Source organism: Streptomyces sp. NPDC026589 (assembly GCF_040638385.1).
GTDB lineage: Bacteria > Actinomycetota > Actinomycetes > Streptomycetales > Streptomycetaceae > Streptomyces.
Genome location: NZ_JBEZYG010000010.1, coordinates 266,248 through 291,989, shown reverse-complemented (window position 1 = coordinate 291,989; position 25,742 = coordinate 266,248). Strand labels below are relative to the sequence as shown.

Genomic DNA, 25,742 nt, shown 5'->3' with positions numbered 1-25,742 from the left:
GTCGTCGCCGACCCCGCCTTCACCGCGGACCCGTTCACCATCCACACCCGCTGGATCGAGACGGAGTTCGACAACGACATCAAGCCCTTCACCGCCCCCGCCGACGCGGACACGGACGAGGAGGCCGGCCGGGAGACCGTCGTCGTCGAGGTCGGCGGCAAGCGCCTGGAGGTGTCGCTGCCGTCCTCGCTGGGCATGTCGCTGGCCCGCACCGGCCTCGCCGCCGGCGCGAAGCCCAAGCGCCGCGCCGCGAAGAAGGCCGGCTCCGCCGCCTCGGGCGACAGCCTCGCCTCGCCCATGCAGGGCACCATCGTCAAGATCGCGGTGGAGGAGGGCCAGGAGGTCAAGGAGGGCGACCTCGTCGTCGTCCTGGAGGCCATGAAGATGGAGCAGCCGCTCAACGCGCACCGCTCCGGCACCGTCAAGGGGCTCAGCGCCGAGGTCGGCGCCTCGGTCACCTCCGGCGCCCTGATCTGCGAGATCAAGGACTGACCGCCCGGCACACTCCGCAGGGGCCCGGCCCACGTCATGACGACGCGGGCCGGGCCCCTTCGTCACAGTGGCATCCTGGAACCCACAGAAGGTCCGAGGTCCGAGGACCTGGGGAGGGGCTGAAGCCATGGCAGGGGCGATCCCGATGGAGACGAGCACGGCACAACCGCCGGTCCGGCCGATGCGCGCGGACGCGCGCCGGAACCACGACCGGCTGGTGGGCGAGGCTCGCAGGGCCTTCGCCGAGCACGGCACGGACGCGTCGCTGGAGGACATCGCCCGCCGGGCGGGGGTGGGCATCGGCACCCTCTACCGGCACTTCCCGAACCGGGACGCCCTGATGAACGCGGTCTTCCAGGACGCCCTGAGCTCGCTCCTGGACCGCTCCCGGGAGCTGGCGGCGGCGGAAGCCCCGTGCCGGGCGCTGGTGGACTGGCTGGGCGCGATCGTCACTCATGCGGGTGAGTACCGCGGCCTGGCCCACGGCCTGATGTCCGCCTCCCACAACGGGAGCTCGGCACTCGTCCAGTGCCACCTGCCGCTCCGGGAAGCGGGCGCGGGGCTGCTGCGCCGGGCCCAGGAGAGCGGGTCGGTGCGGGCCGACGTCTCGATCGACGATCTGCTCCAGCTCACCAACGCGATCGCGCTGGCGGCCGAGCAGTCGCCCGACGACCCGGAGTTGGCGGAGCGGCTGCTGCGGCTGACGCTGCGCGGGCTGAAGTAGCGGGCCCTGCGGCCGGGCTCGTCGGCCGCTGCGCGGGGCTTCTCCCCGCCCCGCAAAATCCAGCCCCTCCGGCGTTTGAGGAGCGGGGGTTCGGGGGCAGCGCCCCCGACGTGGGCCTACCGGCGTCGCAGGTCCGCCACTCGTGCCCGCTCGCCCGGCACGTCCGCCAAGGCGGAAGCGCTGCGCAGCTGCGGCCCGAGACCGCCGTTCGGCGTGCGCCGCTGGCCGGGGAGCGGCATGTCCCGGCGGGGCTGACGCCCCGGAGGGGGGCTGCCCCCGCCGGACGCGTCCGCCTCCGGACCGGCCACCGTGATCTCCACGCCCTGGTCCGCCAGGGACTGGAGCTCGGCGGCGGCCCGCTCGTCGTGGAGCGGGGGCTCGTCGGTCACCAGACGGGTGATCAGTTCGGTGGGCACCGTCTGGAACATGGTGTCCGAGCCGAGCTTGGTGTGGTCCGCCAGGACGACCACCTCCGCGGCGGCCTGCACGAGAGCCCGGTCGACGCTGGCCGAGAGCATGTTGGAGGTGGACAGGCCACGCTCCGCCGTGAGACCACTCCCGGAGATGAAGGCCCGGGAGACCCGCAGCCCCTGGAGGGACTGCTCGGCCCCGCTGCCCACCAGCGCGTAGTTGCTCCCGCGCAGGGTGCCGCCGGTCATGACGACTTCGACCCGGTTGGCATGGGCCAACGCCTGGGCCACCAGCAGGGAGTTGGTGACGACGGTCAGGCCGGGGACCCGCGCGAGCCGGCGGGCCAGCTCCTGCGTGGTCGTGCCGGCGCCGACCACAATGGCCTCGCCCTCGCCGACGAGGCCTGCGGCCAGGTCGGCGATGGCAGTCTTCTCCGCGGTGGAGAGATGGGATTTCTGCGGAAAGCCGGACTCCCGCGTAAGACCGCCCGGCAAGACCGCACCGCCGTGCCGGCGGTCGAGGAGTCCTTCTGCCTCCAGTGCCCGCACGTCCCGCCGTACGGTCACTTCGGAGGTCTGGACGACGCGGGCGAGCTCACGGAGCGATACCGCCCCGTTGGCACGCACCATTTCGAGGATCAACTGACGACGTTCTGCAGCGAACACGGAACTGACAGTAACCTGGCCGTCGGTGAGTTTTCAGCAGTTTGCGCCGAATAACGGAAGTTGCACTTCAAAGGGGCCTCCAAGTGGTATAGGAGGCCCCTTTGCTGGTCGGCGGTGATCGTCAGGCGGTCGCCGCGCCGCCCGGACTGCCACCCGATTGTGGCGAGGTGCCGGAAAATGCCGCGCTTCCCGGGCTCTCAGCCCTCGCCGGTGAGCTTGCGGGTGTGCAGCTGCCGGGCCACTTCGGCGATCGATCCGGACAGGGACGGGTACACGGTGAACGCGTTGGCGATCTGTTCCACCGTCAGATTGTTGTCGACCGCGATCGAGATGGGGTGGATCAGCTCGCTGGCGCGCGGCGCGACCACGCAGCCGCCGACCACGATCCCCGTACCGGGACGGCAGAAGATCTTGACGAAGCCGTCGCGGATGCCCTGCATCTTGGCGCGCGGGTTACGCAGCAGCGGCAGCTTCACCACCCGGGCCTCGATCTTGCCCGCGTCGACCTCGGCCTGGCTGTAGCCGACGGTGGCGATCTCCGGGTCGGTGAAGACGTTGGCGGAGACGGCCTTGAGGTTCAGCGGGGCGACCGCGTCACCCAGGAAGTGGTACATCGCGATACGGCCCTGCATCGCGGCGACCGAGGCCAGCGCGAAGATCCCGGTGACGTCGCCGGCCGCGTAGACGCCGGGGGCGCTGGTGCGCGAGACCCGGTCGGTGAGGACGTGCCCGGAGTCCTTGAGCCGTACGCCGGCCTCCTCAAGCCCCATGCCCGCGGTGTTCGGGATCGCGCCGACCGCCATCAGGCAGTGCGAGCCGGTGATGACCCGGCCGTCGGCCAGGGTCACCTCGACCCGGTCGCCGACGCGCTTGGCGGACTGGGCGCGGGAGCGGGCCATGACGTTCATCCCGCGGCGGCGGAAGACGTCCTCCAGGACGGCGGCGGCGTCCGGGTCCTCGCCGGGCAGCACCCGGTCGCGGGAGGAGACGAGGGTGACGCGCGAGCCTAGCGCCTGGTAGGCCCCGGCGAACTCGGCGCCGGTGACGCCGGATCCGACGACGATGAGCTCCTCGGGAAGCTCGTCGAGGTCGTAGACCTGGGTCCAGTTCAGGATGCGCTCGCCGTCGGGCTGTGCGTCCGGGATCTCCCGGGGGTGGCCACCGGTAGCTATCAGCACGGCGTCGGCGGTGAGCCGCTCCTCGGTGCCGTCGGCGGCGGTGACGACGACCTGGCGGGACCCGTCGGCGGCCTGGAGCCCGTCGAGCCGGCCCCGGCCGCGCATCACGCGGGCGCCGGCCCGGGTGACGGAGGCGGTGATGTCGTGGGACTGGGCGAGCGCGAGGCGCTTGACCCGGCGGTTGACCTTGCCGAGGTCCACGCCGACGACCCGGGCGGCCTGCTCCACGTGCGGGGTGTCGTCGGCGACGATGATGCCCAGCTCCTCGTACGAGGAGTCGAAGGTGGTCATCACCTCGGCCGTGGCGATCAGGGTCTTCGAGGGTACGCAGTCGGTGAGGACCGAGGCCCCACCCAGACCGTCGCAGTCGACGACGGTCACCTCCGCGCCGAGCTGGGCGCCCACCAGGGCTGCCTCGTAGCCGCCGGGGCCGCCGCCGATGATCACGATCCGGGTCACGAAAAGTCCGCCTCGCGTTGTGTAACCCGCGGCCGTCTGCCGCCCCGGCCGGGGGTCCGGGGGATCGCCCCGGGGGAATGCAGTACGTACTCCATTGTCCCGCACGCGCCAAAGTGCTTCGCCCCGGGGCCCTCCATACGGGAAAGAGGGCGTCCGCCGCACGGGACCGAACCGCCGGGAACCGCACCGGGGACCCACCCCGCACTCCCCCGACCGGGGCCTTCGTCACAGGAACCGCCGCTCCCGCGCCCACCTCCCGTACCCTCGGTCCCATGTCGCTCTACGCCGCGTACGCCGGCAACCTCGACGCGCGGCTGATGACCCGCCGCGCTCCGCATTCCCCGATGCGCAGCACCGGCTGGCTCAACGGCTGGCGGCTGACCTTCGGCGGGGAGCAGATGGGCTGGGAGGGGGCGCTGGCCACCGTGGTGGAGGCGCCGCGCTCCCAGGTCTTCGTCTCGCTGTACGACCTGGCGCCGATGGACGAGGACTCGATGGACCGCTGGGAGGGCGTCGGGCTCGACATCTACCGGCGGATGCGGGTGCGCGTGCACACCCTGGACGGCGAGGAGCCGGCCTGGATGTACGTGCTGAACGGCTACGAGGGCGGGCTGCCCTCGGCGCGCTATCTCGGCGAGATCGCGGACGCCGCGGAGTCCGCCGGCGCACCGCACGACTATGTGATGGAACTGCGCAAGCGCCCCTGCTGACCAGGGCGGACCGGGGCCCGGTCACGCCGTGTTCGTGCAAAAGCACAAAGTCCCGTGGCGCGCCTCTGCGCCCGTACATCTACGCGCGTAGGGATTGAGCGGTTACGCTCGTCCGCGTGAACGCATCTGTTATTCCGGACAACATCCAGGGCGACCCGCAGGCAGCCGCCGCCGGGGCCGCCGCACGCCTGCGCGAGCTGACCGGCGCCGAGACCCATGACGTCGCCCTGGTCATGGGCTCCGGCTGGGCGCCCGCGGGCGAAGCACTCGGCGTCCCGGAGGCCGAGTTCCCCGTGACCGACCTGCCCGGCTTCCCGGCGCCCGCCGTCGAGGGCCACGGCGGCATGGTCCGCTCGTACAGGATCGGCGAGAAGCGCGCCCTGGTCTTCCTCGGCCGCACGCACTTCTACGAGGGCCGGGGCGTCGCCGCCGTCGCCCACGGGGTCCGTACGGCGGTGGCCGCGGGATGCGGGACCGTCATCCTGACGAACGGCTGCGGAGGGCTGCGCGAGGGCATGCGCCCGGGACAGCCGGTCCTGATCAGCGACCACATCAACCTGACGGCCACTTCCCCGATCATCGGCGCCAACTTCGTCGACCTGACCGACCTGTACTCCCCGCGGCTGCGCGCGCTGTGCAAGGAGATCGACGACACCCTCGAAGAGGGCGTCTACGTCCAGCTCCCCGGCCCGCACTACGAGACCCCGGCCGAGATCAACATGGTCCGGGTCATGGGCGGCGACCTGGTGGGTATGTCCACGGTCCTGGAGGCCATCGCGGCCCGGGAGGCGGGCGCCGAGGTGCTCGGCCTCTCCCTCGTCACCAACCTGGCGGCCGGCATGTCCGGAGAGCCCCTCAACCACGAGGAGGTCCTCCAGGCCGGCCGCGACTCGGCGACCCGGATGGGCGCGCTGCTGGCGAGGGTGCTCGACCGCGTCTGAGCCGAGCCCCTCGGGACCGGCTCGCCTGTTCTCGCATCCTCCGGACCGGTCCTGGCTGAGCCTTCCGGGACCGGCTCCGGCTGAGCCTTCGGGACCGGTCCTGGCTGAGCCCTTCGGGACTGACTCTGGCTGAGCCTTCGGGACCGGCTTTCGCTGAGCCCTTCGGGACCGGTCCTGGCTGAGCCCTCCGGGGATTGGCTCCCGTACCTGCCCTCCTCGGCCCGTTACTCTCCTCGGCCCGTTGCTCTCCTCGGCCCGCCCGGCCGCGTTTTCAGCCCGTCCGGCGTTTGAGGACCGGGGTCCGGGGCGGAGCCCCGGTTTCGGGAAGGGGCGGGGAGGGGAACAGCCCGCGCAGCGCCCGCACCACCCACGCCCCCGCCCCGCCCCGCCCGCACCCCACCCCCGTACCCCCGAAAGGCGGACCCCGTGCAGCACGACCTCATCGCGCAGGCCAGGACCTGGCTGGCCGAGGACCCCGACCCCGAGACGCGCGCGGAGCTGGGCGCGATCATCGAGGCGGGCGACGCCCAGGAGCTCGCCGCCCGCTTCGCGGGCACGCTCCAGTTCGGCACCGCCGGTCTGCGCGGGGAGCTCGGAGCCGGGCCGATGCGGATGAACCGGTCCGTGGTGATCCGGGCCGCGGCGGGCCTCGCCGCGTATCTGAAGGCCCGGGGCGAGGAGGGCGGGCTCGTCGTCATCGGCTACGACGCCCGCTACAAGTCGGAGGACTTCGCGCGCGACACCGCGGCCGTGATGACCGGCGCCGGGCTGCGCGCCGCCGTGTTGCCCCGCCCGCTCCCCACCCCCGTACTGGCGTACGCCATAAGGCATCTGGGCGCGGTCGCCGGGGTCGAGGTCACCGCCAGCCACAACCCGCCGCGCGACAACGGCTACAAGGTCTACCTCGGCGACGGCTCGCAGATCGTGCCTCCGGCCGACGGCGAGATCGCCGCCGCCATCGACGCGGTCGGGCCGCTGGCGGGCGTGGAGCGCCCCGAGGACGGCTGGGAGACCCTCGGCGACGAGGTCCTGGCCGCCTACCTCGCCCGTACGGACGCGGTCCTGGCCCCCGACAGCCCCCGTACGGCACGCACCGTCTACACCGCGATGCACGGCGTCGGCACCTCGGTGCTGACCGCCGCGTTCGAGCGGGCCGGGTTCCCCGTGCCGGTGCTCGTCGCGGAGCAGGCCGAGCCCGACCCCGCGTTCCCCACCGTGGCCTTCCCGAACCCGGAGGAGCCCGGCGCGATGGATCTCGCCTTCGCCACCGCGCGCCGGACGGCACCGGACCTGGTCATCGCCAACGACCCGGACGCGGACCGCTGCGCCGTCGCCGTGCCCGACACCGCCACGGAGGGCGGCTGGCGGATGCTGCGCGGCGACGAGGTGGGCGCGCTGCTGGCCGCGCACCTGGTGGAACGGGGCGTGAGCGGCGTGTTCGCCGAGTCGATCGTGTCGTCGTCGCTGCTCGGCCGGATCGCGGAGAAGGCGGGCCTCGGCTACGAGGAGACGCTGACCGGCTTCAAGTGGATCGCCCGGGTGGACGGCCTCCGGTACGGGTACGAGGAGGCGCTCGGCTACTGCGTCGACCCCGAGGGCGTCCGCGACAAGGACGGCATCACCGCCGCCCTGCTCGTCGCCGAGCTCGCCTCCGTACTCAAGGAGCAGGGCCGTACGCTCCTGGATCTGCTGGACGACCTGGCGCTGGATCACGGCCTGCACGCCACCGACCAGCTCTCGGTGCGGGTGGAGGACCTCTCGGTCATCGCGGACGCCATGTCCCGGCTCCGGGAGCGGCCGCCGGCCGCGCTGGCCGGTCTCGCCGTCACCTCGGCCGAGGACCTGGCGCGGGGCACGGACCGGCTGCCGCCCACCGACGGGCTGCGCTACCAGTTGGAGGGCGCCCGGGTGATCGTCCGCCCGAGCGGCACCGAGCCGAAGCTGAAGTGCTACCTGGAGGTCGTCGTGCCGGTGGCGGACGCGGCCGGGCTGCCCGCCGCGCGGGCCCGGGGGGCCGAACTGCTCGCCGGGATCAAGCGGGACCTGGCGGCCGCAGCGGGCATCTGACGCTCAGCTCACACGCCGAAGGGCCGGTCCCCCTGGGAGGGGCCGGCCCTTCGGCGTCCAGTCGCCCAGGTCTCCGCCTCTCAGCCGAGCGCCCCCACCACCACGAGCAGGACGGCCCCCGCGACGGCCGGGGCGATCACCTCGTACGCCCAGCGCACGGAGCCCCGGTCCGCGCCCTCGGCGGTTGTGTCGCCGGCCCGCTCGGCGATGTCCCGCAGATCGCGGACCGTCTGGTCGGCGGACGCGGTGCGCGCGGCGGAGTCGCGGACGTCGGCGCTGACGGAAGTGCGGCCGTAGGGGTCGTCGTGCGCCGCGCGGGCCGCGGTGCGCGCCGCCCGCTTTCGGGCGCGCAGGGAGACCGGGACGGCCCACAGCTGGTACTTCGTGCCGTCCTGGGCGATCAGCTCGGAAGAGTACGAGGCCCGTACGTCGGCGACCTCGGTCCAGGGCAGCTCGATCGTCCGGAACGGGTTGCGGACCCGGATGCGCTCGTCGTCCGCGAAGACGGCGGGCCGCAGGGTGAACGCCACGACCAGCGGCACCACGAGGAGCAGCGCGGCCGCCGCCAGCCAGGGCACCCGCCCCTCGCCCCGGATCATGGCGTCGCCCGCCATCCAGGCGATCAGCAGAAGCAGCAGCGACCCGCAGACCAGCGCGGCGACGGAACGGTAGGTCCGTGTCGCGGGGGGCGGCTCCGCGGGAGGTGTGGGGCTCGTCATGGGGCCGATTCTGCCTGACGGGCTCGGAGGGCGGCGGAGCGGCCGCACCGCACGGCCGCCCGGCCGTGGCTCCCGGAGGAGCCGGTACGGGAGGAGCGGGGTGCGGGACGCACGGACGGCCCGGCCCCCTGTACAGGTCGCTACGCGCGTAGATATGCTCCCCTGGTGACCATGCCCACCACTGCTCCCGCATTTTCCGACGCGACGGCGTCCGACAGTGCGCTGCGCCGCTTCCTGTTCGGGCTGCCCGGCGTCGACGCCGTCGGCCTCGAAGCGCGCGCCGCCGCCCTCGGAACCCGCTCGATCAAGACGACGGCCAAGGCGTACGCCATCGATCTCGCCATCTCGATGATCGACCTGACGACGCTGGAAGGCGCGGACACCCCGGGCAAGGTCCGGGCTCTCGCCGCCAAGGCCGTCAACCCCGACCCGACCGACCGCACCGCCCCGCGCACCGCCGCGGTCTGCGTCTATCCCGACATGGCGGCCACCGCCGCCGCCGCGCTGGCCGGCTCCGGTGTGAAGGTGGCGTCCGTGGCGACCGCCTTCCCGGCGGGCCGCGCCGCGCTCGACGTCAAGCTCGCGGACGTCCGCGACGCCGTGGCGGCCGGGGCCGACGAGATCGACATGGTGATCGACCGGGGGGCTTTCCTCTCCGGCCGGTTCCTGAAGGTGTACGAGGAGATCCTCGCCGTGAAGGCGGAGTGCGGGACCGCCCGCCTCAAGGTGATCTTCGAGACCGGTGAGCTGTCCACGTACGACAACATCCGCCGGGCCTCCTGGATCGGGATGCTGGCGGGCGCCGACTTCATCAAGACCTCGACCGGCAAGGTGGCCGTCAACGCCACCCCCGCCAACACGCTCCTCATGCTGGAGGCCGTCCGTGACTTCCGGGCGCAGACCGGTACGCAGATCGGCGTGAAGCCGGCCGGCGGCATCCGCACCACCAAGGACGCGGTGAAGTTCCTGGTGCTGGTGAACGAGACCGCGGGCGAGGACTGGCTGGACCCGCACTGGTTCCGGTTCGGTGCTTCCAGCCTGCTCAACGACCTGCTGATGCAGCGCCAGAAGCTCAGCACCGGCCGTTACTCCGGCCCCGATTACGTGACGGTGGACTGATAGCCATGGCATCCGCATTCGAGTACGCACCGGCGCCGGAGTCCCGCGCCGTCGTCGACATCGCCCCCTCCTACGGGCTGTTCATCGACGGCGAGTTCACCGAGGCCGCCGACGGCAAGGTCTTCAAGACCGTCTCGCCGAGCAGCGAGGAAGTCCTCTCCGAGGTCGCGCGCGCCGGCGCGGCGGACGTGGACCGGGCCGTGAAGGCGGCCCGCAAGGCGTTCGAGAAGTGGTCGGCGCTGCCCGGCTCCGAGCGCGCCAAGTACCTGTTCCGGATCGCCCGGATCATCCAGGAGCGCAGCCGCGAGCTCGCCGTTCTCGAAACCCTCGACAACGGCAAGCCGATCAAGGAGACCCGCGACGCGGACCTCCCGCTGGTCGCGGCGCACTTCTTCTACTACGCGGGCTGGGCCGACAAGCTGGATCACGCGGGGTACGGGGCGAACCCCCGCCCGCTGGGCGTGGCCGGTCAGGTCATCCCGTGGAACTTCCCGCTGCTGATGCTCGCGTGGAAGATCGCCCCGGCGCTCGCCACGGGCAACACCGTGGTCCTGAAGCCCGCCGAGACGACCCCGCTCAGCGCTCTGTTCTTCGCGGACATCTGCCGCCAGGCCGGGCTGCCCAAGGGCGTCGTGAACATCCTCACCGGTTACGGGGACGCGGGCGAGGCCCTCGTCACGCACCCGGACGTGAACAAGGTCGCCTTCACCGGCTCGACCGCCGTCGGCAAGGCCATCGCGCGCGCCGTCGCGGGCACGGACAAGAAGGTCACCCTGGAGCTGGGCGGCAAGGGCGCGAACATCGTGTTCGACGACGCGCCGATCGACCAGGCCGTCGAGGGCATCGTCACCGGGATCTTCTTCAACCAGGGCCAGGTCTGCTGCGCCGGTTCCCGGCTGCTGGTCCAGGAGTCGGTCCAGGACGAGGTGCTGGACGCCCTGAAGCGCCGGCTGTCCACGCTGCGCCTGGGCGACCCGCTGGACAAGAACACCGACATCGGCGCGATCAACTCCCCCGAGCAGCTCGCCCGGATCACCGCCCTGGTGGAGACCGGCGAGGCGGAGGGCGCGGAGCGCTGGAGCGCCCCCTGCGAACTGCCTTCGTCCGGCTACTGGTTCGCCCCGACGCTCTTCACGAACGTCACCCAGGCGCACACGGTGGCCCGCGACGAGATCTTCGGCCCGGTGCTCTCCGTCCTCTCCTTCCGCACCCCGGACGAGGCGGTCGCCAAGGCGAACAACAGTCAGTACGGCCTCTCGGCCGGCATCTGGACGGAGAAGGGCTCCCGCATCCTCGCGGTGGCGAACAAGCTCCGCGCGGGCGTCGTCTGGGCCAACACGTTCAACAAGTTCGACCCGACGTCGCCGTTCGGCGGCTACAAGGAGTCGGGCTACGGCCGCGAGGGCGGCCGCCACGGCCTGGAGGCGTACCTCGATGTCCGATAACAACCGACTTGGCGTCTTCAAGACCTACAAGCTGTACGTCGGGGGCAAGTTCCCCCGCTCCGAGAGCGGCCGGGTGTACGAGGTGACCGACTCCAAGGGTGCGTGGCTGGCGAACGCGCCGCAGTCCTCCCGCAAGGACGCGCGCGACGCGGTCGTGGCCGCGCGCAAGGCGTTCGGCGGCTGGTCGGGCGCGACCGCGTACAACCGCGGCCAGGTCCTCTACCGCGTCGCGGAGATGCTGGAGGGCCGCAAGGACCAGTTCGTCCGTGAGGTGGCCGCCTCCGAGGGGCTGTCGAAGTCCAAGGCGGCGGCCGTGGTGGACGCGGCGATCGACCGCTGGGTCTGGTACGCGGGCTGGACCGACAAGATCGGGCAGATCTCCGGCGGGGCGAACCCGGTCGCGGGCCCCTTCTTCAACCTCTCCACCCCCGAGCCGACGGGCGTGGTCGCGGTCCTCGCACCGCGGAAGTCGTCGTTCCTCGGCCTGGTATCGGTGATCGCCCCGGTCATCGCGACCGGCAACACGGCGGTCGTCGTCGCCTCGGCCGACGCCCCGCTGCCCGCGCTGTCGCTGGGCGAGGTGCTGGCCACCTCGGACGTGCCCGGCGGCGTGGTCAACATCCTGTCGGGCGTCACGGCGGAGCTGGCGGCCCCGCTCGCCGCCCACCAGGACGTCAACGCGATCGACCTCACCGGTGCGGACGCCGCCCTGGCGAAGGAGCTGGAGATCGCGGCGGCGGACAACCTCAAGCGCGTCCTGCGCCCGGGCCCTGCTCACGCGGACGGCGCGTCGGACTCCACGGACTGGTCGGCCTCCCCGGACACGCACCGCCTGACGGCGTTCCTGGAGACCAAGACGGTGTGGCACCCGACGGGCGCCCTGGGAGCCGCCGGCTCCTCGTACTGACGCACACCCGATGCCCGGACGGGGCCGCCCTCCCACCCCGGGGCGGCCCCGTCCGCCGTTGGTCCGCGCCGGGCGTCAGCCGGTGATGAGCCCGGTGGCCGTCCCCACCACCGGCAGGTCGCTCAGCGAGCCGCCGCTGGTGATCGGGTCCGTGAGGACGGCCGTGGTCAGCGGCTTGAAGTCCGCGATCTGGGTGCCCACGGCGTTGTCCAGGGGGTCCACCCCGGTGTTGGCCAGCGGGTCCAGCTGGAGGTCGGTGATCGGGGCGATGCTGCTGGCCAGCGAGGTCCCGAGCGCGCTGGTCACCGCTGGTCCGGCCGTCTCGCCGACCGCCTGGAGGGCCGAGGCGCCCTGGTCCGGGATCTCCGCCACCGGGGGCAGCTGGACGGCCCCCGCGGAGCCCGCGCCGGCTCCCAGGGCGGCCCCCAGCGCGGTGAGGGTCAGACCGGCGCGCAGCAGGGCGCGACGCTCGGGCTTACGTGCATGAAGTGCCATGTTTTCCACCTGATCGACCTGGTCGGGTAATCGTCTGTGCGCGCAGAGTAGTTGAGGTGTGATGCTGGATACCAACAGGAGACCCGAGGGATCCCCTGCGCGGGTCAATGCCGCACACTTCTGTTCTGTGAGTTCCCAACCGATCCCGACCCGCGTCGTCCTGCTCGCGGGCCCCTCCGGCTCCGGCAAGTCCGTCCTGGCCGCCCGCACCGGCCTGCCGGTACTGCGCCTGGACGATTTCTACAAGGAGCACGACGACCCGACACTGCCCCGGGTGCCGGGCTCCACGGACATCGACTGGGACTCAGCCGGGTCCTGGGACGCGGACGCGGCGGTGGCCGCCATCGCCGAGCTGTGCCGGTGCGGCCGTACGGACGTCCCGGTGTACGACATCGCCACCAGCTCCCGTACGGACCACGAGGCCTTCCACATCGAGCGGTCACCGCTGTTCGTGGCGGAGGGCATCTTCGCGGCGGACATCGTCGAACGCTGCCAGGAACTGGGGCTGCTGGCCGACGCGCTGTGCCTGCGCGGCCGCCCGTCCACCACGTTCCGGCGGCGGTTGGTGCGGGATCTGCGCGAGGGCCGCAAGTCGGTGCCGTTCCTGCTGCGGCGGGGCTGGCGGCTGATGCGGGCCGAACGCCGCATCGTGGCCCGCCAGACGGCCCTGGGGGCGTATCCCTGCGGCAAGGAGGAGGCGCTGGGGCGGTTCGCCGCCGCGGCGGCGGGGCGGTGCCGCAGGGCGGGCGTGGGGGCGCCGGAGTAGGGCCTTTCAGCCGGCCGCGGGGGCGGCGCAGCCGAAGGTCTTGGCGGCGGCCTTCGTGAAGGGGGCGACGTAGGCGTCCCGCTTCGGAAGGTCCTCGTGCCGCTTGCTCGCCTCCAGGTACTGCTGCCCCGATTCCACCGCCAGGTAGAGAGAGCCGCCATCCGCGCAGGGCAGGATGAATCCGACACCCTTGTCGACGATTTCGGCTTCCCGGCCGTCCGGCGTCGTGCCCTTGGCCGTGCCCGGGAACTTCCGCATGGCGTCGATGAGCAGCGGGTCCCGGGTGGCGGAGTACTTCATGAAGCCGTCCGAACGGACAAAGCCACGCGTCTCATCATCCAGGGTCAGCTTGCAGGCCCACAGGTCGGCGGGAGCCTTCTGCCCCTCTTCGAGCACCTTCGTCCCCGCCGGCACCTGGCCCGCCACGGTCAGGCCGTCCAGGCCGCACACCTGCCCTGCGGAGACCGGACGGGCGGCGTCGGAGCGCGGAGGCACGAGCGTCCCGGGCTTCTCGGGGAGGTCACCGCACTTGGTCCGGGCCGCGATGGTCCGTACGGTGTCGGTGGCCAGGGCGGCGAAGGCCGTGCGGTCGGCAGCCGGTTCGGTGATGCTGAACTCGGCGACCACCGGCCGGTCGGCCCAGCACTTCTCGGGCAGCATGACCCACGCTTTGTACGCATTGACCCCGCCGGTCACCTCGCCGGTGAAGAACGAGGCGCCCGGCGGGTAGGGCTCGCTTTCGAACGCCAGTGGGTCATAGCCCCGTACCCCCCAGAGCCGGACAGTCAGCCCGCTCTCGCCGGAACCGAGGACGACGGACGACTTCTCGACCCTGCACCTCGCATCCGTCAGGTCGTCGTCGTCCAGACCGTCCCCTTCGGCGTCCAGACGCCCGGACCCCGGAAGAACAGCGTCCACCTGCTCCGCCGAGACCAGGTCCCCGCAGAGCCGGTCCGCCGTCAGTACGTTGGTGTTGCGCCAGGCGTGCAGCAACCCCGCGATCACCACGACCACAGCGGCCACGACCGCCCAGACCTTCCACGCCGGACGCGTACGGCCTGCTGCTCCTGCTGTGCTCACGTGCTCACTTCCTTGTTCGCAGGGCCGAATACGCTTCCTCACGGCCGGTGATGTAGCTCTGTCCCGCTTCCTGGACGGCGTTCCGGACGGCGTTGCTCTCCTTCGCGGCCCCACGCGTGTCGGCCCAGTCCTGGATAAGGCCGTTCGTGCTGGTGACGCCCCACGCCGTCTTCTCGCTGACCTGGCCCTTCGCCACCAGTTCCGCCTCCTCCGCGGCACCGACGGACCACTCGTACATGGCGGCGTCCACGGCCCGCTGCGCGATGTCGCCGGCTTGCGGAATCATGTTGGCTACCGCCCCCAACCCGTGGTAGCCGTAACGCGCCTGGTCGTTGATCTTCCCGATCTCGGCGTCACGGACGTCGAGGATCATGTCCGTGGCGATGGCGTTCATGCCGCCGAAGGCCTGTCCCACATCACGTGACCTGACATCCCAGCCGGTCACGTTCTCGGTCAAGCTGCTCTGGGAAACGCGGTCGCCCGTGTCCAGGTGCTCCACCGCGTACTGGCGCTGCGCCTCATAGAGGGCGTCGAAGACCCGGATGGGATTTCCCGCCTCGTCCTCACCGGCCACCCCGTCGGACACACCACGCATTACCCTCAGCAGACTGGCCTTGTCGTTGGTGATGGAGGCGCTGTCGCCCGATCCTTCGATGTCGTCCAGGCCGCTCGGGCTGCCCGGCGCGTACCCACCCAGAATCGCGTGCGTATCCGCCGTGTAGTCGTTCAGCACGCGGCCGAGCGGCACCTTGAGGTTCTCGGGAACCGTGTCGCCCTTGGTCCCCTGGTCCAGCGTCGCGATGATGCCCTGCATGACCCGGGCCTGCCCCTCGCTGTGCGGCCCCGGTTTACCCAGCGGCGCACCCGGCTCGTTCCCCGTCGCGCCGACCTCCAGCGCGAGCCCCAGGCCGTGACGGCTCAGCGGGTCGTCGGTGGTGATCACCCTGGTACCGGCCACCACATGTTCCTGGGGCCACTCCCGCGCCCCGTCCCCGTTGCCTATGAGGTAGTCGAGGTGTGCCTGCCCGTGGTCCAGGTCCGGGTCGAAGAAGGCGGTCGAGGCGTCGGGGTTCTTGCTCATCACGCCGAGCAGGCTGTCGAGCGCGTCGGCCCGGCCCTCGCGGTGGTTGCCGCCCCATTGCTGGAATATGGCGCTGTTGTCCTTCTCGGCGGCGATCATGTCGTCGCCGAGCTTGTTGAGGAACTGGTCGTCGAACGGCACGTCGGCGTGCGTCATCATCTCGACGAACGGGCGGTAGCCGTAGAGCGGGTTGGTCTTCGAGTCGAAGTTCTTGGCACCGGCCTCCTTGAGGCCCTCGGTGAACCGGCGGTAGAACGCGCCGTCGCCGGTGCCGAGCCAGGCCTGGTACTTCGCCGAGCCGGGCCCGGCGTCCGCCATCGAACCCGGCACCTGGGTGGCCGTCGCCACCGTGTTGGCCAGGCCGCCCATCAGCCGCGTGGACTGGGCCCCGGAGGCTCCGCCGTCCTGCTCGCGGTCGGACAGGACATCGCTCAGCCTGATGGTGTCCTGGGGGCCCAGCTTCGTCAACAGCGACTGGCTGAACGCCTTGTCGCCGGCGTTGTCCCGCATCGAACGCTCGAACTCGGCGAGGTCGGCGGCGGAGACCTTCTTGCCGTCGATCAGGCGGTCCGCGATCTCCTCGGTGTTCCGCGCCTCGTACTCCTCGATGTCGCCGGCCGGCTTCGCGTTGAATCCGTTCATCGTGCCGTCGGTGACGTCCGAGTCCTTCACGACCGCCTTCAGGGCGATCTCCACCCCGGTGTCCGCGTCCGTCACGTCCGCGACCAGCCGGTCGATCGCCCGCTGCCAGGAGGCGACCGCGTCCCGCACCGACTTCTGGTAGTCCGGGTCGTGGTGGTAGGCGTTCCGCGCTCCGTCGCTCAGGGTCGTCGTGTCGAAGGCGACCAGGCCGCTGTCCGACACCTTCATGTCGGCCTTCAGGGCGTCGGCCCGCACCGCCTGCAGCTTGCCCTTGAACTCCGTGAACTGGGTGTGCGCGTCCCGGAGCAGGGAGGCGATCGCCTTCGCCTCGGCCTGGGCCGCTCTGTACTCGTTGAGCGTGATGCGGAACCGCGCGTTGGCGGCGTCCGAGCTCTGCCCGATCCAGGTCGGCTGCAACGTGATGCCCTGGACCTCTTTCTCGTACTCCTTCTCGCGCTTGCCGAGCTCGCCGGCCATGCCCGTCCACTTGTCCGCGGCGGTGGTCAGGGCGGACAGGTCCGTGGTCATGATCTCGTGATAGGTGGGCATACCCTTCCCCCCGTTGTCCGGATTACCCGATGAACTGCCGAATCGGCTCTTCGCGCCCCGCGGTCGGTCAGTAGCCGTCGATCGCGGAGGGCGGGCGGAACTGCTGCCCGGACAGCAGGTCCGACCCCTGGAGGTTCAGACGGGCCCCCAGGAGTCCGCTCTCGTCGCCGTCGAGCCGTTTCAGCATGGCCTGCACCTGCTGTTCCCAGGTCTTGTGCGCGTTCTTCAGCGCGCGTGAGGTGACCCATCCGTCGCCGTCCTTGGCGCCGAACGCCTTGACGGCTGCGGAGGTCTCCTCGTCCGCATGGGCGCCGGCCACCTTGGTCTGGGGCTTGATACGCGTACGGATGGCCTCGGCCGCGGCCTTCTTCCTCGCCGGGCTGGTGGCCAGCGAGGGGACACCGCCGGGAGCGAACGGCGGCGCGTAGCCGGGGGCGTACGGGACCTGGACCGACGCGTTCGGGTCCTGCCCCGGCGCGAACGGCCCGTACACGGGAGGCGGCGAGGGATCGAGGGGAGCCTCGTTGAGCCGCATCGACGTCGGTGCGTCGCCCGCCCCGGCCGTCCCTGTCGAGTCGCCTGCCTGGCCGCTCACTTGCCCCCCATGGATTACTTCGAGCCACCCGCCCTTGGCGTGGCCTGTTCAGACTAACAAGGGCCTCACCAGCCCCCGTGGCCCCCTTGGCCTCACGGAAAGCGGGGCCGTACAGGACCCCCCGGCCCGTACGACCCCGCTGTGTCTCCCCCGTGACCCGCGCCTCCCCCGAAGCGACGGGCCGTTCCCCCGTGGTGGTTCCCCCGAACCCCCTCGGTCCCCGTTTCCTTACTGCTCCCCCGTACCCCCGTACTCCCCCGCGGCCCCCGCCTCCCCCGAGACGGAGGGCCCAGCCTCAGGCCACCAACTCGCCGAAGGACTCCTGCTCGTCACGCCCGAAGCTGAGGACCTCGTCCTCGCGCAGCCGGCGCAGGGAGCGCCAGATGCTGGACTTCACCGTGCCGACACTGATGTCGAGGATCGACGCGATCTCCGGGTCGGTGCGGCCCTCGTAGTACCGCAGGACCAGCATCGTGCGCTGGAGTTCGGGCAGCCGGGCGAGCGCCTGCCACAGCACCGCCCGCAGCTCCGTGCCGCGCATCGCGTCCGTGTCGCCCACCGTCTCCGGCAGCTCCTCGGTCGGGTATTCGTTGAGCTTGCGCCGGCGCCAGGCGCTGATGTGCAGATTGGTCATGGTGCGGCGCAGATAGCCGCCGACCGCCGCCTTGTCGCTGATCCGGTCCCACGCCCGGTAGGTCGAGAAGAGGGCGCTCTGCAGCAGGTCCTCGGCCTCGAACCGGTCACCGGTCAGGTGGTAGGCGGTCGCGTACAGGGAGGCCCGTCGCTCCTGGACGTAGGCCGTGAACGCCGCTTCGGCGTCCGCGTCTCCCGTCCGGGCCGTGCGATCCCCCGTGGCCTCCCCGTACGCGCTCGCCGCCCCCTTGGGCGCGTCGAGCACCGTCATGTACGGCATGCGCACCTGCTCCGCCGCCGTCTGGTGCTGACGCCCGGCGCTCCGAACACACCCCCGCATGTTCATGACGCCGGACTTCTCCGTGCTCCGCCCGACGTCGTGGAGACGCGTGACTACTGCGCTTGAGCTGGTGCTGTGCAGTGCGTTCATCTCGCGCCCCCTATCGGTGGAGTTCGTTCGTTCCCTGTTGTCGAAGAGCTTGCCGGGGCAGTTTCATGGCGCTGTCCTCCGACTGTCACAGGCCTGTCACAGGGGTGGTCGGGGCCGTGCCCGGACAATCGGACCGGGCCACAGGTCGAACTGAAGCGCCACCATGGGCCAGAATGACGTTCGTGCCTTTCCTGTTGCTGATCGAGGACGACGACGCCATCCGCACGGCCCTCGAACTCTCGTTGTCACGCCAGGGCCACCGTGTGGCCACCGCGGCGACGGGAGAGGACGGCCTGGAGCTGCTGCGCGAGCAGCGGCCCGACCTGGTCGTGCTGGATGTGATGCTGCCCGGGATCGACGGTTTCGAGGTGTGCCGGCGTATCCGCCGCACCGACCAGCTGCCGATCATTCTGCTGACCGCGCGCAGCGACGACATCGACGTCGTGGTGGGACTGGAGTCCGGCGCGGACGACTATGTGGTGAAACCCGTCCAGGGACGGGTGCTCGACGCCCGGATCCGGGCGGTGCTGCGCCGGGGGGAGCGCGAGTCGACCGACTCGGCGACCTTCGGCAACGTGGTGATCGACCGCTCCGCCATGACCGTCACCAAGGACGGTGAGGATCTGCAGCTCACGCCGACCGAGCTGCGGCTCCTGCTGGAGCTGAGCCGCCGGCCCGGCCAGGCCCTGTCCCGGCAGCAGTTGCTGCGCCTGGTGTGGGAGCACGACTATCTGGGCGACTCCCGTCTGGTGGACGCCTGTGTGCAGCGGCTGCGCGCGAAGGTGGAGGACGTGCCGTCCTCGCCGACCCTGATCCGTACGGTGCGGGGCGTGGGCTACCGGCTGGACTCGCCTCAGTGACCGAATCCGCCAAGCGGTCCCTGCGCGCCGGTCTGCGCTGGACCAGTCTGCGGCTGCGCCTGGTCGTGGTGTTCGCGCTGGTGGCGCTGACGGCCGCGGTCTCCGCTTCGGGGATCGCGTACTGGCTCAACCGCGAGGCCGTGCTGACCCGTACCCAGGACACCGCGCTCGACGACTTCCGGCGGCAGATGCAGGACACCGCGGCGGAGCTGCCCACCCGTCCCACCAAGGACGATCTCCAGCGGGCCGCCGGTCAGATGGCGTCCAGCTCCCCGGGTTACAGCGTGCTGCTGGTGGCCGAACGCGAGCGCGGCAAGCCGATCGTGGGCTACTCCGATCTGGACAGCTTCACCCGGGCCGACGTGCCGGACTCGTTGCAGGAGCAGGTGGCCCGCAAGCAGTCGCTGACGTCGAGCAACGAGCACGAGTACCACCTGTTCTGGCAGCGGACGAGCATCGCGGGCACGCCGTATCTGGTCGCCGGTACGCGGATCATCGGCGGCGGCCCGACCGGCTACATGCTCAAGTCCCTCGACCAGGAGCGGCAGGACCTCAACTCGCTGGCCTGGTCGCTGGCGATCGCCACCGCCCTCGCGCTGGTCGGCTCGGCGCTGCTGGCGCAGGCCGCCGCGACGACGGTGCTGCGTCCGGTGCAGCGGCTCGGCGACGCGGCCCGCAAGCTCGGCGAGGGCAAGCTCGACACCCGGCTGGAAGTGTCCGGCACCGATGAACTCGCCGATCTCTCCCGTACGTTCAACAGGACGGCCAGCTCGCTGGAGAAGAAGGTCGCGGACATGAGCGCGCGGGAGGAGGCGAGCCGCCGGTTCGTCGCCGACATGTCGCACGAGCTGCGGACCCCGCTGACCGCGATCACCGCGGTGGCCGAGGTGCTGGAGGACGAGGCGGACACCCTCGACCCGATGATCGCGCCCGCCGTGCATCTGGTGGTCAGCGAGACCCGGCGGCTCAACGACCTGGTGGAGAACCTGATGGAGGTGACCCGCTTCGACGCGGGCACGGCCCGGCTGGTGCTGGACACGGTCGACGTCGCCGACCAGGTGACCGCGTGCATCGACGCGCGGGCCTGGCTGGACGCGGTGGACCTGGACGCGGAGCGCGGCATGATGGTCCGGCTCGATCCGCGCCGGCTGGACGTGATCCTGGCCAACCTGATCGGCAACGCCCTCAAGCACGGGGGTTCGCCGGTGGGCGTGCGGGTGCGGACCGAGGGCGAGGAGCTGGTCATCGAGGTACGGGACCACGGTCCGGGCATCCCCGAGGAGGTGCTGCCGCACGTGTTCGACCGGTTCTACAAGGCCAGCGCCTCCCGGCCGCGGTCGGAGGGCAGCGGGCTCGGCCTCTCCATCGCCATGGAGAACGCGCACATCCACGGCGGCGACATCACGGCGGCGAACTCCCCGGACGGCGGTGCCGTCTTCGAACTGCGGCTGCCGCGCGACGCCGAGAAGCTCGCGCACCACGGCGAACCGGGGGCGGACGCCCCGGACGGGAACGGGACGACGTGAAGCACGGCGATGTCACGTACCGGCGAGGCCCGCTCCGGCGGCGTACGGCAGCCTCGTTGGCGGCCGTGCTGGCGGCCGCGGCGCTGCTCTCCGGGTGCGGGATCCGTACGACCTCGGTGCCGGTGGACGCGGGGCCCGCGCCCTCCCGGGTGCCGTGCCGGCTGTCCTCCTCGGACGTCGCCACCCGGTCGCCTGACAGCGTGAGCACCACGGTGTATCTGGTGTGCACCTCACAGCTGGTCACCGCGGAACGTCCGGTGGCGGCGGACGCGACCGGCACCGACCCCCTGGTGGTCGCCCGGGCGCTGCTGGCGGAGGTCCAGCAGGCGCCGTCCCCGAACGAGCGGCGGGCGGGGTTCACCACCGCGGTTCCGGCGGGGCTGCGGGTGGCCCCGGCCCGGGACGGCGACCCGGCGGGCGCCGTGCGGCTCAGCAGCCAGCCGGAGGACCTGTCGGCGGAGGCGCTGGCCCAGCTGGTGTGCACGTACGCGGAGAGCGAGGCGCTGGTCCGGGACGGCTCGGTGGTCCTGGGCGGGCCCGGGGACTACCCGCCGCGCGGCTATCTGTGCACCTCGCAGACGAAGTCCCGGCCGGGCGACCTGGCCACGCCGGACGGCGTCCGGCTGGACTGACCCGGGTTCCGGGCGGTCGGGCGGCCCTCCCGGTCCGGGAGGAGGGTCCGCCCGGGAGAGCCGTCCGGGAGGCGGGCCGCGGCGGCGCGGAACCGATCCTGCCGGTCACGGCGTCTTGGTGGACGTGCGTCACAGTTCGGACGGCGAGACCGTCATCCACTTCCGCGCGGCGGGGGTCACTCTCCTTGTCGCGCATCTGCTGTTCGTCGGGTGGCTGACGCTGCGCCCGCTGGACGTTCCCTGGATCACGGCGGCGAATTTCGAGCCGCTCGCGGGGATCAGGGCGGACCTCACGCTGGGACCGGCCGAGGCGGCCCGCCGGATCGGCGGGGCGTTGTCGCTGCTGGCCCCGCTGGGGGTGCTGCTGCCGATGGCCGGGGGCCGGATCTTCGTCTCCCCCTGGGTCTCACTGCTGCGTACGGTCGCCGCCGGCGCGCTGATCTCGCTCGCCATCGAACTGGGCCAGACCGGAGTACCCGGTCAGATCGTCGACATCGACTCGCTGCTGCTGAACACCACCGGGGTGGCGCTCGCCCATCTGCTGGTCGTCCCGGTCTGCCGGGCCCGGCTGCGCCGCCTGGGCCTGCCGGGGGTACGGGACCTGCCCTGCTACCGGCACGAGACCCGTCTCAGGGACGAGGCCCCTGGGGGATCGACCCCGACGATTACCGGGGTCGGCCTCGCCCCGTAGAGCGATGCTTTGTCCCCCTTCGCGGCGCACCATGGATACATCGGGGAGCGCACGAGGCCGCTCCTCACACCACGGTTCGCGAAGGAGCCCACCATGGCCGCACTTGTCCGCCCCCGCGAAGGCCGCATGATCGGCGGAGTGTGCGCGGGCCTCGCCCGGCGCTTCGGCATCTCCGCCAACACGATGCGCGTCATCTTCGTCGTCTCCTGTCTGCTTCCCGGCCCGCAGTTCCTGCTCTACCTGGCGCTGTGGGCGCTGCTGCCGTCGGAGAAGTCCGCCTCCTCCGCGACGGCCTGGTGACGCGCCGGACCACGGGGAGCAGACGGGGAGCAGATACGCACAGTGGGGCGCACACCCTGGATCAGGGTGTGCGCCCCACTGTGCGTGTACGGGTGGCGCCGGTGGCCCGGCGCGCGGGCCGGGGCGTGGTCGCCCGGCCGGGGATCAGCCTGCGGCCTCTCAGCCGCCGAGCGGGATCCCGTTGGCGGTGAGGCCCTTGGTGGGCAGTCCGCCGAGCAGGCCGGTGACCGGGGCGGCCGCGTCGGTGGCTTCGCCGCCGAGGACCTTGCCGACGGTCTCCTGGACCGGCGCGTTCTGGGCCGACTTGGCGACGGTGTCGAGCGCCATCGTCGAGACGGGGAGCACCCCGGCCGCGGCCTCCAGCGGCAGCGAGGGGGCGGCGGAGGCGCTGCCGGCGGCGGCAGCGGCGAAAGCGGCGCCGAGAGCGGCGACACCGAGAGTCTTGGCAGCAGACTTCTTCATGGAGAATTCATCCTTGGGGAAGGGGATGTGAGCGGCTCTGCAAGCTAGCCACCCCGCTGCCCCTGCCGCAAACATCCCGACACGCGGAAAAGGGCCGGGTTTTCCCTTCCCGGCCCTTTGACGTATCGGGTCCCTCAGCCCGAGGAGGCTGCGGAACCGCTGGTCACAGCGGTCTGGCGGAAGAGCCACTCGGACTTCAGCTCCGCGTATCCGGGCTTGACGACGTCGTTGATCATGGCGAGACGTTCGTCGAAAGGAATGAAAGCTGATTTCATCGCATTGACGGTGAACCACTGCATGTCATCGAGCGTGTATCCGAAGGTCTCGGTCAGCCGCTCGAATTCCCCGGTCATGCTCGTGCCGCTCATCAGCCGGTTGTCCGTGTTCACGGTGATCCGGAAGTGCAGTTTGCGCAGCAGTCCGATCGGGTGCTCTGCGTACGAGGTGGCCGCACCGGTCTGGAGGTTGGAGGTCGGGCACATCTCCAGCGGGATGCGCTTGTCCCGTACGTAGGAGGCGAGGCGGCCGAGGGTGACCGAGCCGTCCTCGGCGACCTCGATGTCGTCGATGATCCGCACTCCGTGGCCGAGGCGGTCGGCGCCGCACCACTGGAGCGCCTGCCAGATCGACGGCAGGCCGAAGGCCTCACCCGCGTGGATGGTGAAGTGGTTGTTCTCCCGCTTGAGGTACTCGAACGCGTCGAGGTGGCGGGTGGGCGGGAACCCGGCCTCGGCGCCCGCGATGTCGAAGCCGACGACGCCCTGGTCGCGGTAGCTGTTGGCGAGTTCGGCGATCTCCAGGGCGCGGGCCGCGTGCCGCATCGCGGTGAGGAGGGCGCCGACGCGGATGCGGTGGCCGCTGGCGCGGGCCTTGCGCTCGCCCTCGCGGAAGCCCTCGTTGACGGCCTCGACGACCTCTTCGAGGGTCAGGCCGCCCTCCAGGTGCTGCTCGGGGGCGTAGCGGATCTCGGCGTAGACGACGCCGTCCTCGGCGAGGTCCTCGGCGCACTCGGCGGCCACCCGGAACAGCGCGTCACGGGTCTGCATGACGGCGCAGGTGTGGGCGAACGTCTCCAGGTAGCGCTCCAGCGAACCGGAGTCGGCGGCCTCGCGGAACCAGATGCCGAGCTTGTCGGCCTCGGTCTCGGGGAGGGAGTCGTAACCCTGCGCGCGGGCCAGCTCGACGATGGTGCCCGTCCGCAGGCCGCCGTCGAGGTGGTCGTGGAGCAGCACCTTGGGGGCGCGCCGGATCTGGTCGGAATCAGGGACGTTCGGGGTCTGGCTCGTCATCTTGGCACTCTAGCGCCTACGCGCGTAGAGCGCCCGGTGTCGATGCGTAACAGTGACCGCGAAGTCGGGTGGAGTACACCTCTCCTTCTGACACTGTTCTGTCATGGGACAGCGCGCACTCTCCTCGCCCGACGCCAGGCTGGGACGGGCCGTTCGGACGGCCGGAACGATGGACGAGGTCAGCGGCGTGGTGCTGCTGCTCCCGGGCGGCCGGGCCGACTCGCACCGTGGCCCCTCCCCCCTGTCGTACGCGGCACAGCTGCCGTTCGCCCGCTCCCTGGCCCGCGCCGGGGCGGGCGACGGGCTCGCGGTGCACGTGCTGCGCTACCGCCGCCGGGGCTGGAACGCGGGCGACGCGCATCCCGTGGAGGACGCCGCGTGGGCGGCCGACGAGGTGCAGCGCCGGTACGGCGACGTACCGGTCTGCCTGGCCGGCCACGGGATGGGCGGGCGGGCCGCGCTGCGGGCGGCCGGGCACGGCGCGGTCACCTCGGTCCTGGCGCTGGCCCCGTGGCTGCCGGAGCAGGCGTCGGCCGAACCGGAGCCGGTGAGGCAACTGGTGGGCCGGCGGGTGCTGATCGTGCACGGCACCAACGACGAGCGCACCGACCCGGAGTTGTCCTACCGGCTGGCCGAGCGGGCGAAGAAGTCCAACCGGGACACCTGTCGCTTCGAAGTCCATTCCGACGGCCACGCGTTGCGCCAGCACCGCTCCGAAGTGATGGCGCTGGCCGCCGACTTCGTGCGTGGCTCGCTCTTCGCCCGGTCCTATGCCCGCCCGGTCGCGGACGCGCTCGCCGCTCCGCCGCCGCTGGGGCTGCGGATGCCGCTGGCCGCCGGGTTCGGCCGGTCGCTGCGGCACTGAGCGCACGCCCCGCCGGGCGTCCGCTCAGTCCGGCAGCAGGTGGCCGCGGCGTGAGAGCAGGAAGCGTTTGAAGGCGGCGACCGGCGGGGTATCGGGGTGGCCGTCCAGCCAGGCGACCCCGATCTCGCGGGCGGCGCGCGGTGCGGTGACCGTCAGCTCGACGACGCCGGGGCGGGCGACCGCGGGCGGCGGCAGCAGGGCCACCCCGAGCCCGGCGGCGACCAGCCCGCGCAGGGTCTCCGCCTCCTCGCCCTCGAAGGCGACCCGGGGTGTGAAGCCCGCCTCCGCGCACAGGTCGTCGGTGATCCGGCGCAGCCCGTAACCGGGCTCCAGGGTGACGAACGTTTCGTCGGCGGCCTCCGCGAGCCGGATGCGCCGACGGGAGGCCAGGCGGTGGTCGTCGGGGACCACGAGGCGCAGCCGCTGTTCGTCGAGGCGGCGGGCGACGAGGTCGGGGGCGTCGGGCACGGGTGAGGTGAGGCAGAGGTCGAGGCCGCCCGCGCGCAGCCGTTCGATCATCGCCTCGCCGTAGTTCTGCACGAGCTGGAAGCGGACCTTGGGGTGGTCGACCCGGAAGGCGCGGATCAGGGCGGGCACGGTCTCCGAGCCCATGGTGTGCAGGAAGCCGAAGGAGACCCGGCCCGCCGTCGGGTCGGCGTCCGCCCGGACCGAGTCGGCGGCCTTCTCCACCTCGGCCAGGGCCCGTTCCGCCGAGCCGAGGAAGGTGCGGCCCGCCGGGGTGAGCGAGACCGTGCGGCCCCTGCGGGCGAACAGGGCGACGCCCAGGTCCGCTTCGAGCCGGACCATGGCCCGCGAGAGCGTGGACTGCGGGACGCCCAGCTCCTGTGCGGCCCGGGTCACATGCTCGTGCCGGGCGACCGCCTCGAAGTACGCGAGGCGAGGCGCGAGTACGGCCCGGATGTCTTCTTCGTAACTACTGGGTGACAGCCACGGCCCTGAGCTGCGTTCATGCGCCATGGGATTGATTATGGCGGTTTCGTGCATTGGA

At 71.8% G+C, this 25,742-nt stretch carries 26 protein-coding genes; 15 read left to right on the top strand and 11 right to left on the bottom strand.

Annotated elements, in window-relative coordinates:
• Together AB0F29_RS19790 and AB0F29_RS19785 are read left to right on the top strand one after the other, a co-directional pair.
• Positions 1-492, top strand: a 492-nt coding sequence (locus AB0F29_RS19790) for a biotin/lipoyl-containing protein (RefSeq protein WP_361873666.1), incomplete at its 5' end; no start/stop codon positions are given.
• Positions 493-619: 127 nt separating this feature from the next.
• The gene (locus AB0F29_RS19785; RefSeq protein WP_361873664.1) at positions 620-1,216 is read left to right on the top strand and encodes a helix-turn-helix domain-containing protein; all 597 of its coding nucleotides are present in this window, start codon (positions 620-622) and stop codon (positions 1,214-1,216) included.
• 116 nt (positions 1,217-1,332) lie between these two features.
• Here the strand turns inward: AB0F29_RS19785 and AB0F29_RS19780 are convergent, their stop codons facing one another.
• Both AB0F29_RS19780 and AB0F29_RS19775 read right to left on the bottom strand, forming a co-directional pair.
• Positions 1,333-2,292, bottom strand: coding sequence for a DeoR/GlpR family DNA-binding transcription regulator (locus AB0F29_RS19780; protein ID WP_361873662.1), 960 nt, complete (start codon positions 2,290-2,292; stop codon positions 1,333-1,335).
• 197 nt (positions 2,293-2,489) lie between these two features.
• Entirely contained in the window at positions 2,490-3,929 is a 1,440-nt protein-coding gene (locus tag AB0F29_RS19775; RefSeq protein ID WP_007458836.1) for an NAD(P)H-quinone dehydrogenase, read from the bottom strand.
• A gap of 272 nt (positions 3,930-4,201) precedes the next feature.
• Here AB0F29_RS19775 and AB0F29_RS19770 point away from each other — a divergent pair, with 272 nt between their 5' ends.
• From AB0F29_RS19770 to AB0F29_RS19760, 3 genes are all read left to right on the top strand, one after another.
• Positions 4,202-4,639 carry a gamma-glutamylcyclotransferase gene (locus tag AB0F29_RS19770; RefSeq protein ID WP_361873660.1) on the top strand — a complete coding sequence of 146 codons (438 nt, stop codon included), beginning with the start codon at positions 4,202-4,204 and terminating at the stop codon, positions 4,637-4,639.
• A gap of 116 nt (positions 4,640-4,755) precedes the next feature.
• The gene (locus AB0F29_RS19765; protein WP_361873658.1) at positions 4,756-5,580 is read left to right on the top strand and encodes a purine-nucleoside phosphorylase; all 825 of its coding nucleotides are present in this window, start codon (positions 4,756-4,758) and stop codon (positions 5,578-5,580) included.
• Positions 5,581-6,006: 426 nt separating this feature from the next.
• Complete coding sequence (locus tag AB0F29_RS19760; protein ID WP_361873656.1) at positions 6,007-7,647, top strand: phospho-sugar mutase; 1,641 nt, start codon at positions 6,007-6,009, stop codon at positions 7,645-7,647.
• Between the two features lie 80 nt (positions 7,648-7,727).
• Here the strand turns inward: AB0F29_RS19760 and AB0F29_RS19755 are convergent, their stop codons facing one another.
• A complete protein-coding gene (locus tag AB0F29_RS19755; RefSeq protein WP_361873654.1) occupies positions 7,728-8,366 on the bottom strand; it encodes a PH domain-containing protein in 639 nt (212 codons plus the stop codon).
• A gap of 171 nt (positions 8,367-8,537) precedes the next feature.
• On the opposite strand from AB0F29_RS19755, the gene deoC reads away from it, so the two are divergent.
• Genes deoC through AB0F29_RS19740 form a run of 3 tightly spaced genes read left to right on the top strand, consistent with a single transcriptional unit; the run spans position 8,538 to position 11,837 of the window.
• Positions 8,538-9,485, top strand: coding sequence for a deoxyribose-phosphate aldolase (deoC, locus tag AB0F29_RS19750; protein ID WP_361873702.1), 948 nt, complete (start codon positions 8,538-8,540; stop codon positions 9,483-9,485).
• Between the two features lie 5 nt (positions 9,486-9,490).
• The gene (locus tag AB0F29_RS19745) at positions 9,491-10,930 is read left to right on the top strand and encodes an aldehyde dehydrogenase family protein (protein ID WP_361873652.1); all 1,440 of its coding nucleotides are present in this window, start codon (positions 9,491-9,493) and stop codon (positions 10,928-10,930) included.
• On the top strand, positions 10,920-11,837 hold the full coding sequence (locus AB0F29_RS19740) for an aldehyde dehydrogenase family protein (protein ID WP_361873650.1): 918 nt from the start codon (positions 10,920-10,922) through the stop codon (positions 11,835-11,837). The genes AB0F29_RS19745 and AB0F29_RS19740 overlap by 11 nt, the downstream gene beginning before the upstream one ends.
• Before the next feature lie 75 nt (positions 11,838-11,912).
• Here the strand turns inward: AB0F29_RS19740 and AB0F29_RS19735 are convergent, their stop codons facing one another.
• Positions 11,913-12,332: a hypothetical protein gene (locus tag AB0F29_RS19735; protein ID WP_361873649.1), complete on the bottom strand. Its 420-nt coding sequence runs from the start codon at positions 12,330-12,332 to the stop codon at positions 11,913-11,915.
• Between the two features lie 61 nt (positions 12,333-12,393).
• On the opposite strand from AB0F29_RS19735, the gene AB0F29_RS19730 reads away from it, so the two are divergent.
• The gene (locus AB0F29_RS19730) at positions 12,394-13,098 is read left to right on the top strand and encodes a uridine kinase (RefSeq protein WP_361873647.1); all 705 of its coding nucleotides are present in this window, start codon (positions 12,394-12,396) and stop codon (positions 13,096-13,098) included.
• A gap of 6 nt (positions 13,099-13,104) precedes the next feature.
• Here the strand turns inward: AB0F29_RS19730 and AB0F29_RS19725 are convergent, their stop codons facing one another.
• The 4 genes from AB0F29_RS19725 to AB0F29_RS19710 all read right to left on the bottom strand — a co-directional run bounded on the left by AB0F29_RS19725 (position 13,105) and on the right by AB0F29_RS19710 (position 18,108).
• On the bottom strand, positions 13,105-14,121 hold the full coding sequence (locus AB0F29_RS19725; protein ID WP_361873700.1) for a hypothetical protein: 1,017 nt from the start codon (positions 14,119-14,121) through the stop codon (positions 13,105-13,107).
• Positions 14,122-14,182: 61 nt separating this feature from the next.
• On the bottom strand, positions 14,183-16,450 hold the full coding sequence (locus AB0F29_RS19720) for a hypothetical protein (RefSeq protein WP_361873645.1): 2,268 nt from the start codon (positions 16,448-16,450) through the stop codon (positions 14,183-14,185).
• Positions 16,451-16,517: 67 nt separating this feature from the next.
• On the bottom strand, positions 16,518-16,985 hold the full coding sequence (locus AB0F29_RS19715) for a hypothetical protein (RefSeq protein WP_361873698.1): 468 nt from the start codon (positions 16,983-16,985) through the stop codon (positions 16,518-16,520).
• A 355-nt stretch (positions 16,986-17,340) separates the two neighbouring features.
• Entirely contained in the window at positions 17,341-18,108 is a 768-nt protein-coding gene (locus AB0F29_RS19710) for a SigE family RNA polymerase sigma factor (RefSeq protein ID WP_361873643.1), read from the bottom strand.
• Positions 18,109-18,290: 182 nt separating this feature from the next.
• Here AB0F29_RS19710 and afsQ1 point away from each other — a divergent pair, with 182 nt between their 5' ends.
• The 5 genes from afsQ1 (at position 18,291) to AB0F29_RS19685 (ending at position 22,117) form a co-directional block, all read left to right on the top strand.
• The gene (gene afsQ1 / locus AB0F29_RS19705; protein WP_006127084.1) at positions 18,291-18,968 is read left to right on the top strand and encodes a two-component system response regulator AfsQ1; all 678 of its coding nucleotides are present in this window, start codon (positions 18,291-18,293) and stop codon (positions 18,966-18,968) included.
• Positions 18,965-20,494 carry a HAMP domain-containing sensor histidine kinase gene (locus AB0F29_RS19700; RefSeq protein WP_361873641.1) on the top strand — a complete coding sequence of 510 codons (1,530 nt, stop codon included), beginning with the start codon at positions 18,965-18,967 and terminating at the stop codon, positions 20,492-20,494. Before afsQ1 ends, AB0F29_RS19700 begins: the two co-directional genes overlap by 4 nt.
• Positions 20,491-21,126 (top strand): hypothetical protein, encoded by a 636-nt coding sequence (locus AB0F29_RS19695; protein ID WP_361873639.1) that lies wholly within the window; start codon positions 20,491-20,493, stop codon positions 21,124-21,126. The genes AB0F29_RS19700 and AB0F29_RS19695 overlap by 4 nt, the downstream gene beginning before the upstream one ends.
• 118 nt (positions 21,127-21,244) lie before the next feature.
• Positions 21,245-21,817 carry a VanZ family protein gene (locus AB0F29_RS19690; RefSeq protein ID WP_361873637.1) on the top strand — a complete coding sequence of 191 codons (573 nt, stop codon included), beginning with the start codon at positions 21,245-21,247 and terminating at the stop codon, positions 21,815-21,817.
• A gap of 93 nt (positions 21,818-21,910) precedes the next feature.
• A complete protein-coding gene (locus AB0F29_RS19685; RefSeq protein ID WP_215111184.1) occupies positions 21,911-22,117 on the top strand; it encodes a PspC domain-containing protein in 207 nt (68 codons plus the stop codon).
• A 159-nt stretch (positions 22,118-22,276) separates the two neighbouring features.
• Here the strand turns inward: AB0F29_RS19685 and AB0F29_RS19680 are convergent, their stop codons facing one another.
• Both AB0F29_RS19680 and AB0F29_RS19675 read right to left on the bottom strand, forming a co-directional pair.
• Complete coding sequence (locus tag AB0F29_RS19680; RefSeq protein WP_361873635.1) at positions 22,277-22,579, bottom strand: hypothetical protein; 303 nt, start codon at positions 22,577-22,579, stop codon at positions 22,277-22,279.
• A 134-nt stretch (positions 22,580-22,713) separates the two neighbouring features.
• Positions 22,714-23,868: an adenosine deaminase gene (locus tag AB0F29_RS19675; RefSeq protein WP_361873633.1), complete on the bottom strand. Its 1,155-nt coding sequence runs from the start codon at positions 23,866-23,868 to the stop codon at positions 22,714-22,716.
• Positions 23,869-23,971: 103 nt separating this feature from the next.
• Here AB0F29_RS19675 and AB0F29_RS19670 point away from each other — a divergent pair, with 103 nt between their 5' ends.
• Positions 23,972-24,733: an alpha/beta hydrolase gene (locus tag AB0F29_RS19670; RefSeq protein WP_361873631.1), complete on the top strand. Its 762-nt coding sequence runs from the start codon at positions 23,972-23,974 to the stop codon at positions 24,731-24,733.
• A 24-nt stretch (positions 24,734-24,757) separates the two neighbouring features.
• Here the strand turns inward: AB0F29_RS19670 and AB0F29_RS19665 are convergent, their stop codons facing one another.
• Positions 24,758-25,711, bottom strand: coding sequence for a LysR family transcriptional regulator (locus tag AB0F29_RS19665; protein ID WP_361873629.1), 954 nt, complete (start codon positions 25,709-25,711; stop codon positions 24,758-24,760).
• Positions 25,712-25,742 lie beyond the last annotated feature (31 nt).

Bases quoted from the DNA above. Each gene is read 5' to 3' on its own strand.
- AB0F29_RS19675 (WP_361873633.1), bottom strand. From the start codon at position 23,868: ATGACGAGCCAGACCCCGAACGTCCCTGATTCCGACCAGATCCGGCGC.
- AB0F29_RS19715 (WP_361873698.1), bottom strand. From the start codon at position 16,985: ATGCGGCTCAACGAGGCTCCCCTCGATCCCTCGCCGCCTCCCGTGTAC.
- AB0F29_RS19685 (WP_215111184.1), top strand. From the start codon at position 21,911: ATGGCCGCACTTGTCCGCCCCCGCGAAGGCCGCATGATCGGCGGAGTG.
- AB0F29_RS19710 (WP_361873643.1), bottom strand. From the start codon at position 18,108: ATGAACGCACTGCACAGCACCAGCTCAAGCGCAGTAGTCACGCGTCTC.
- AB0F29_RS19785 (WP_361873664.1), top strand. From the start codon at position 620: ATGGCAGGGGCGATCCCGATGGAGACGAGCACGGCACAACCGCCGGTC.
- AB0F29_RS19720 (WP_361873645.1), bottom strand. From the start codon at position 16,450: ATGCCCACCTATCACGAGATCATGACCACGGACCTGTCCGCCCTGACC.
- AB0F29_RS19740 (WP_361873650.1), top strand. From the start codon at position 10,920: ATGTCCGATAACAACCGACTTGGCGTCTTCAAGACCTACAAGCTGTAC.
- AB0F29_RS19680 (WP_361873635.1), bottom strand. From the start codon at position 22,579: ATGAAGAAGTCTGCTGCCAAGACTCTCGGTGTCGCCGCTCTCGGCGCC.
- AB0F29_RS19665 (WP_361873629.1), bottom strand. From the start codon at position 25,711: ATGGCGCATGAACGCAGCTCAGGGCCGTGGCTGTCACCCAGTAGTTAC.
- AB0F29_RS19670 (WP_361873631.1), top strand. From the start codon at position 23,972: ATGGGACAGCGCGCACTCTCCTCGCCCGACGCCAGGCTGGGACGGGCC.
- AB0F29_RS19735 (WP_361873649.1), bottom strand. From the start codon at position 12,332: ATGGCACTTCATGCACGTAAGCCCGAGCGTCGCGCCCTGCTGCGCGCC.
- AB0F29_RS19730 (WP_361873647.1), top strand. From the start codon at position 12,394: ATGCTGGATACCAACAGGAGACCCGAGGGATCCCCTGCGCGGGTCAAT.
- AB0F29_RS19755 (WP_361873654.1), bottom strand. From the start codon at position 8,366: ATGACGAGCCCCACACCTCCCGCGGAGCCGCCCCCCGCGACACGGACC.
- deoC (WP_361873702.1), top strand. From the start codon at position 8,538: ATGCCCACCACTGCTCCCGCATTTTCCGACGCGACGGCGTCCGACAGT.
- AB0F29_RS19745 (WP_361873652.1), top strand. From the start codon at position 9,491: ATGGCATCCGCATTCGAGTACGCACCGGCGCCGGAGTCCCGCGCCGTC.
- AB0F29_RS19770 (WP_361873660.1), top strand. From the start codon at position 4,202: ATGTCGCTCTACGCCGCGTACGCCGGCAACCTCGACGCGCGGCTGATG.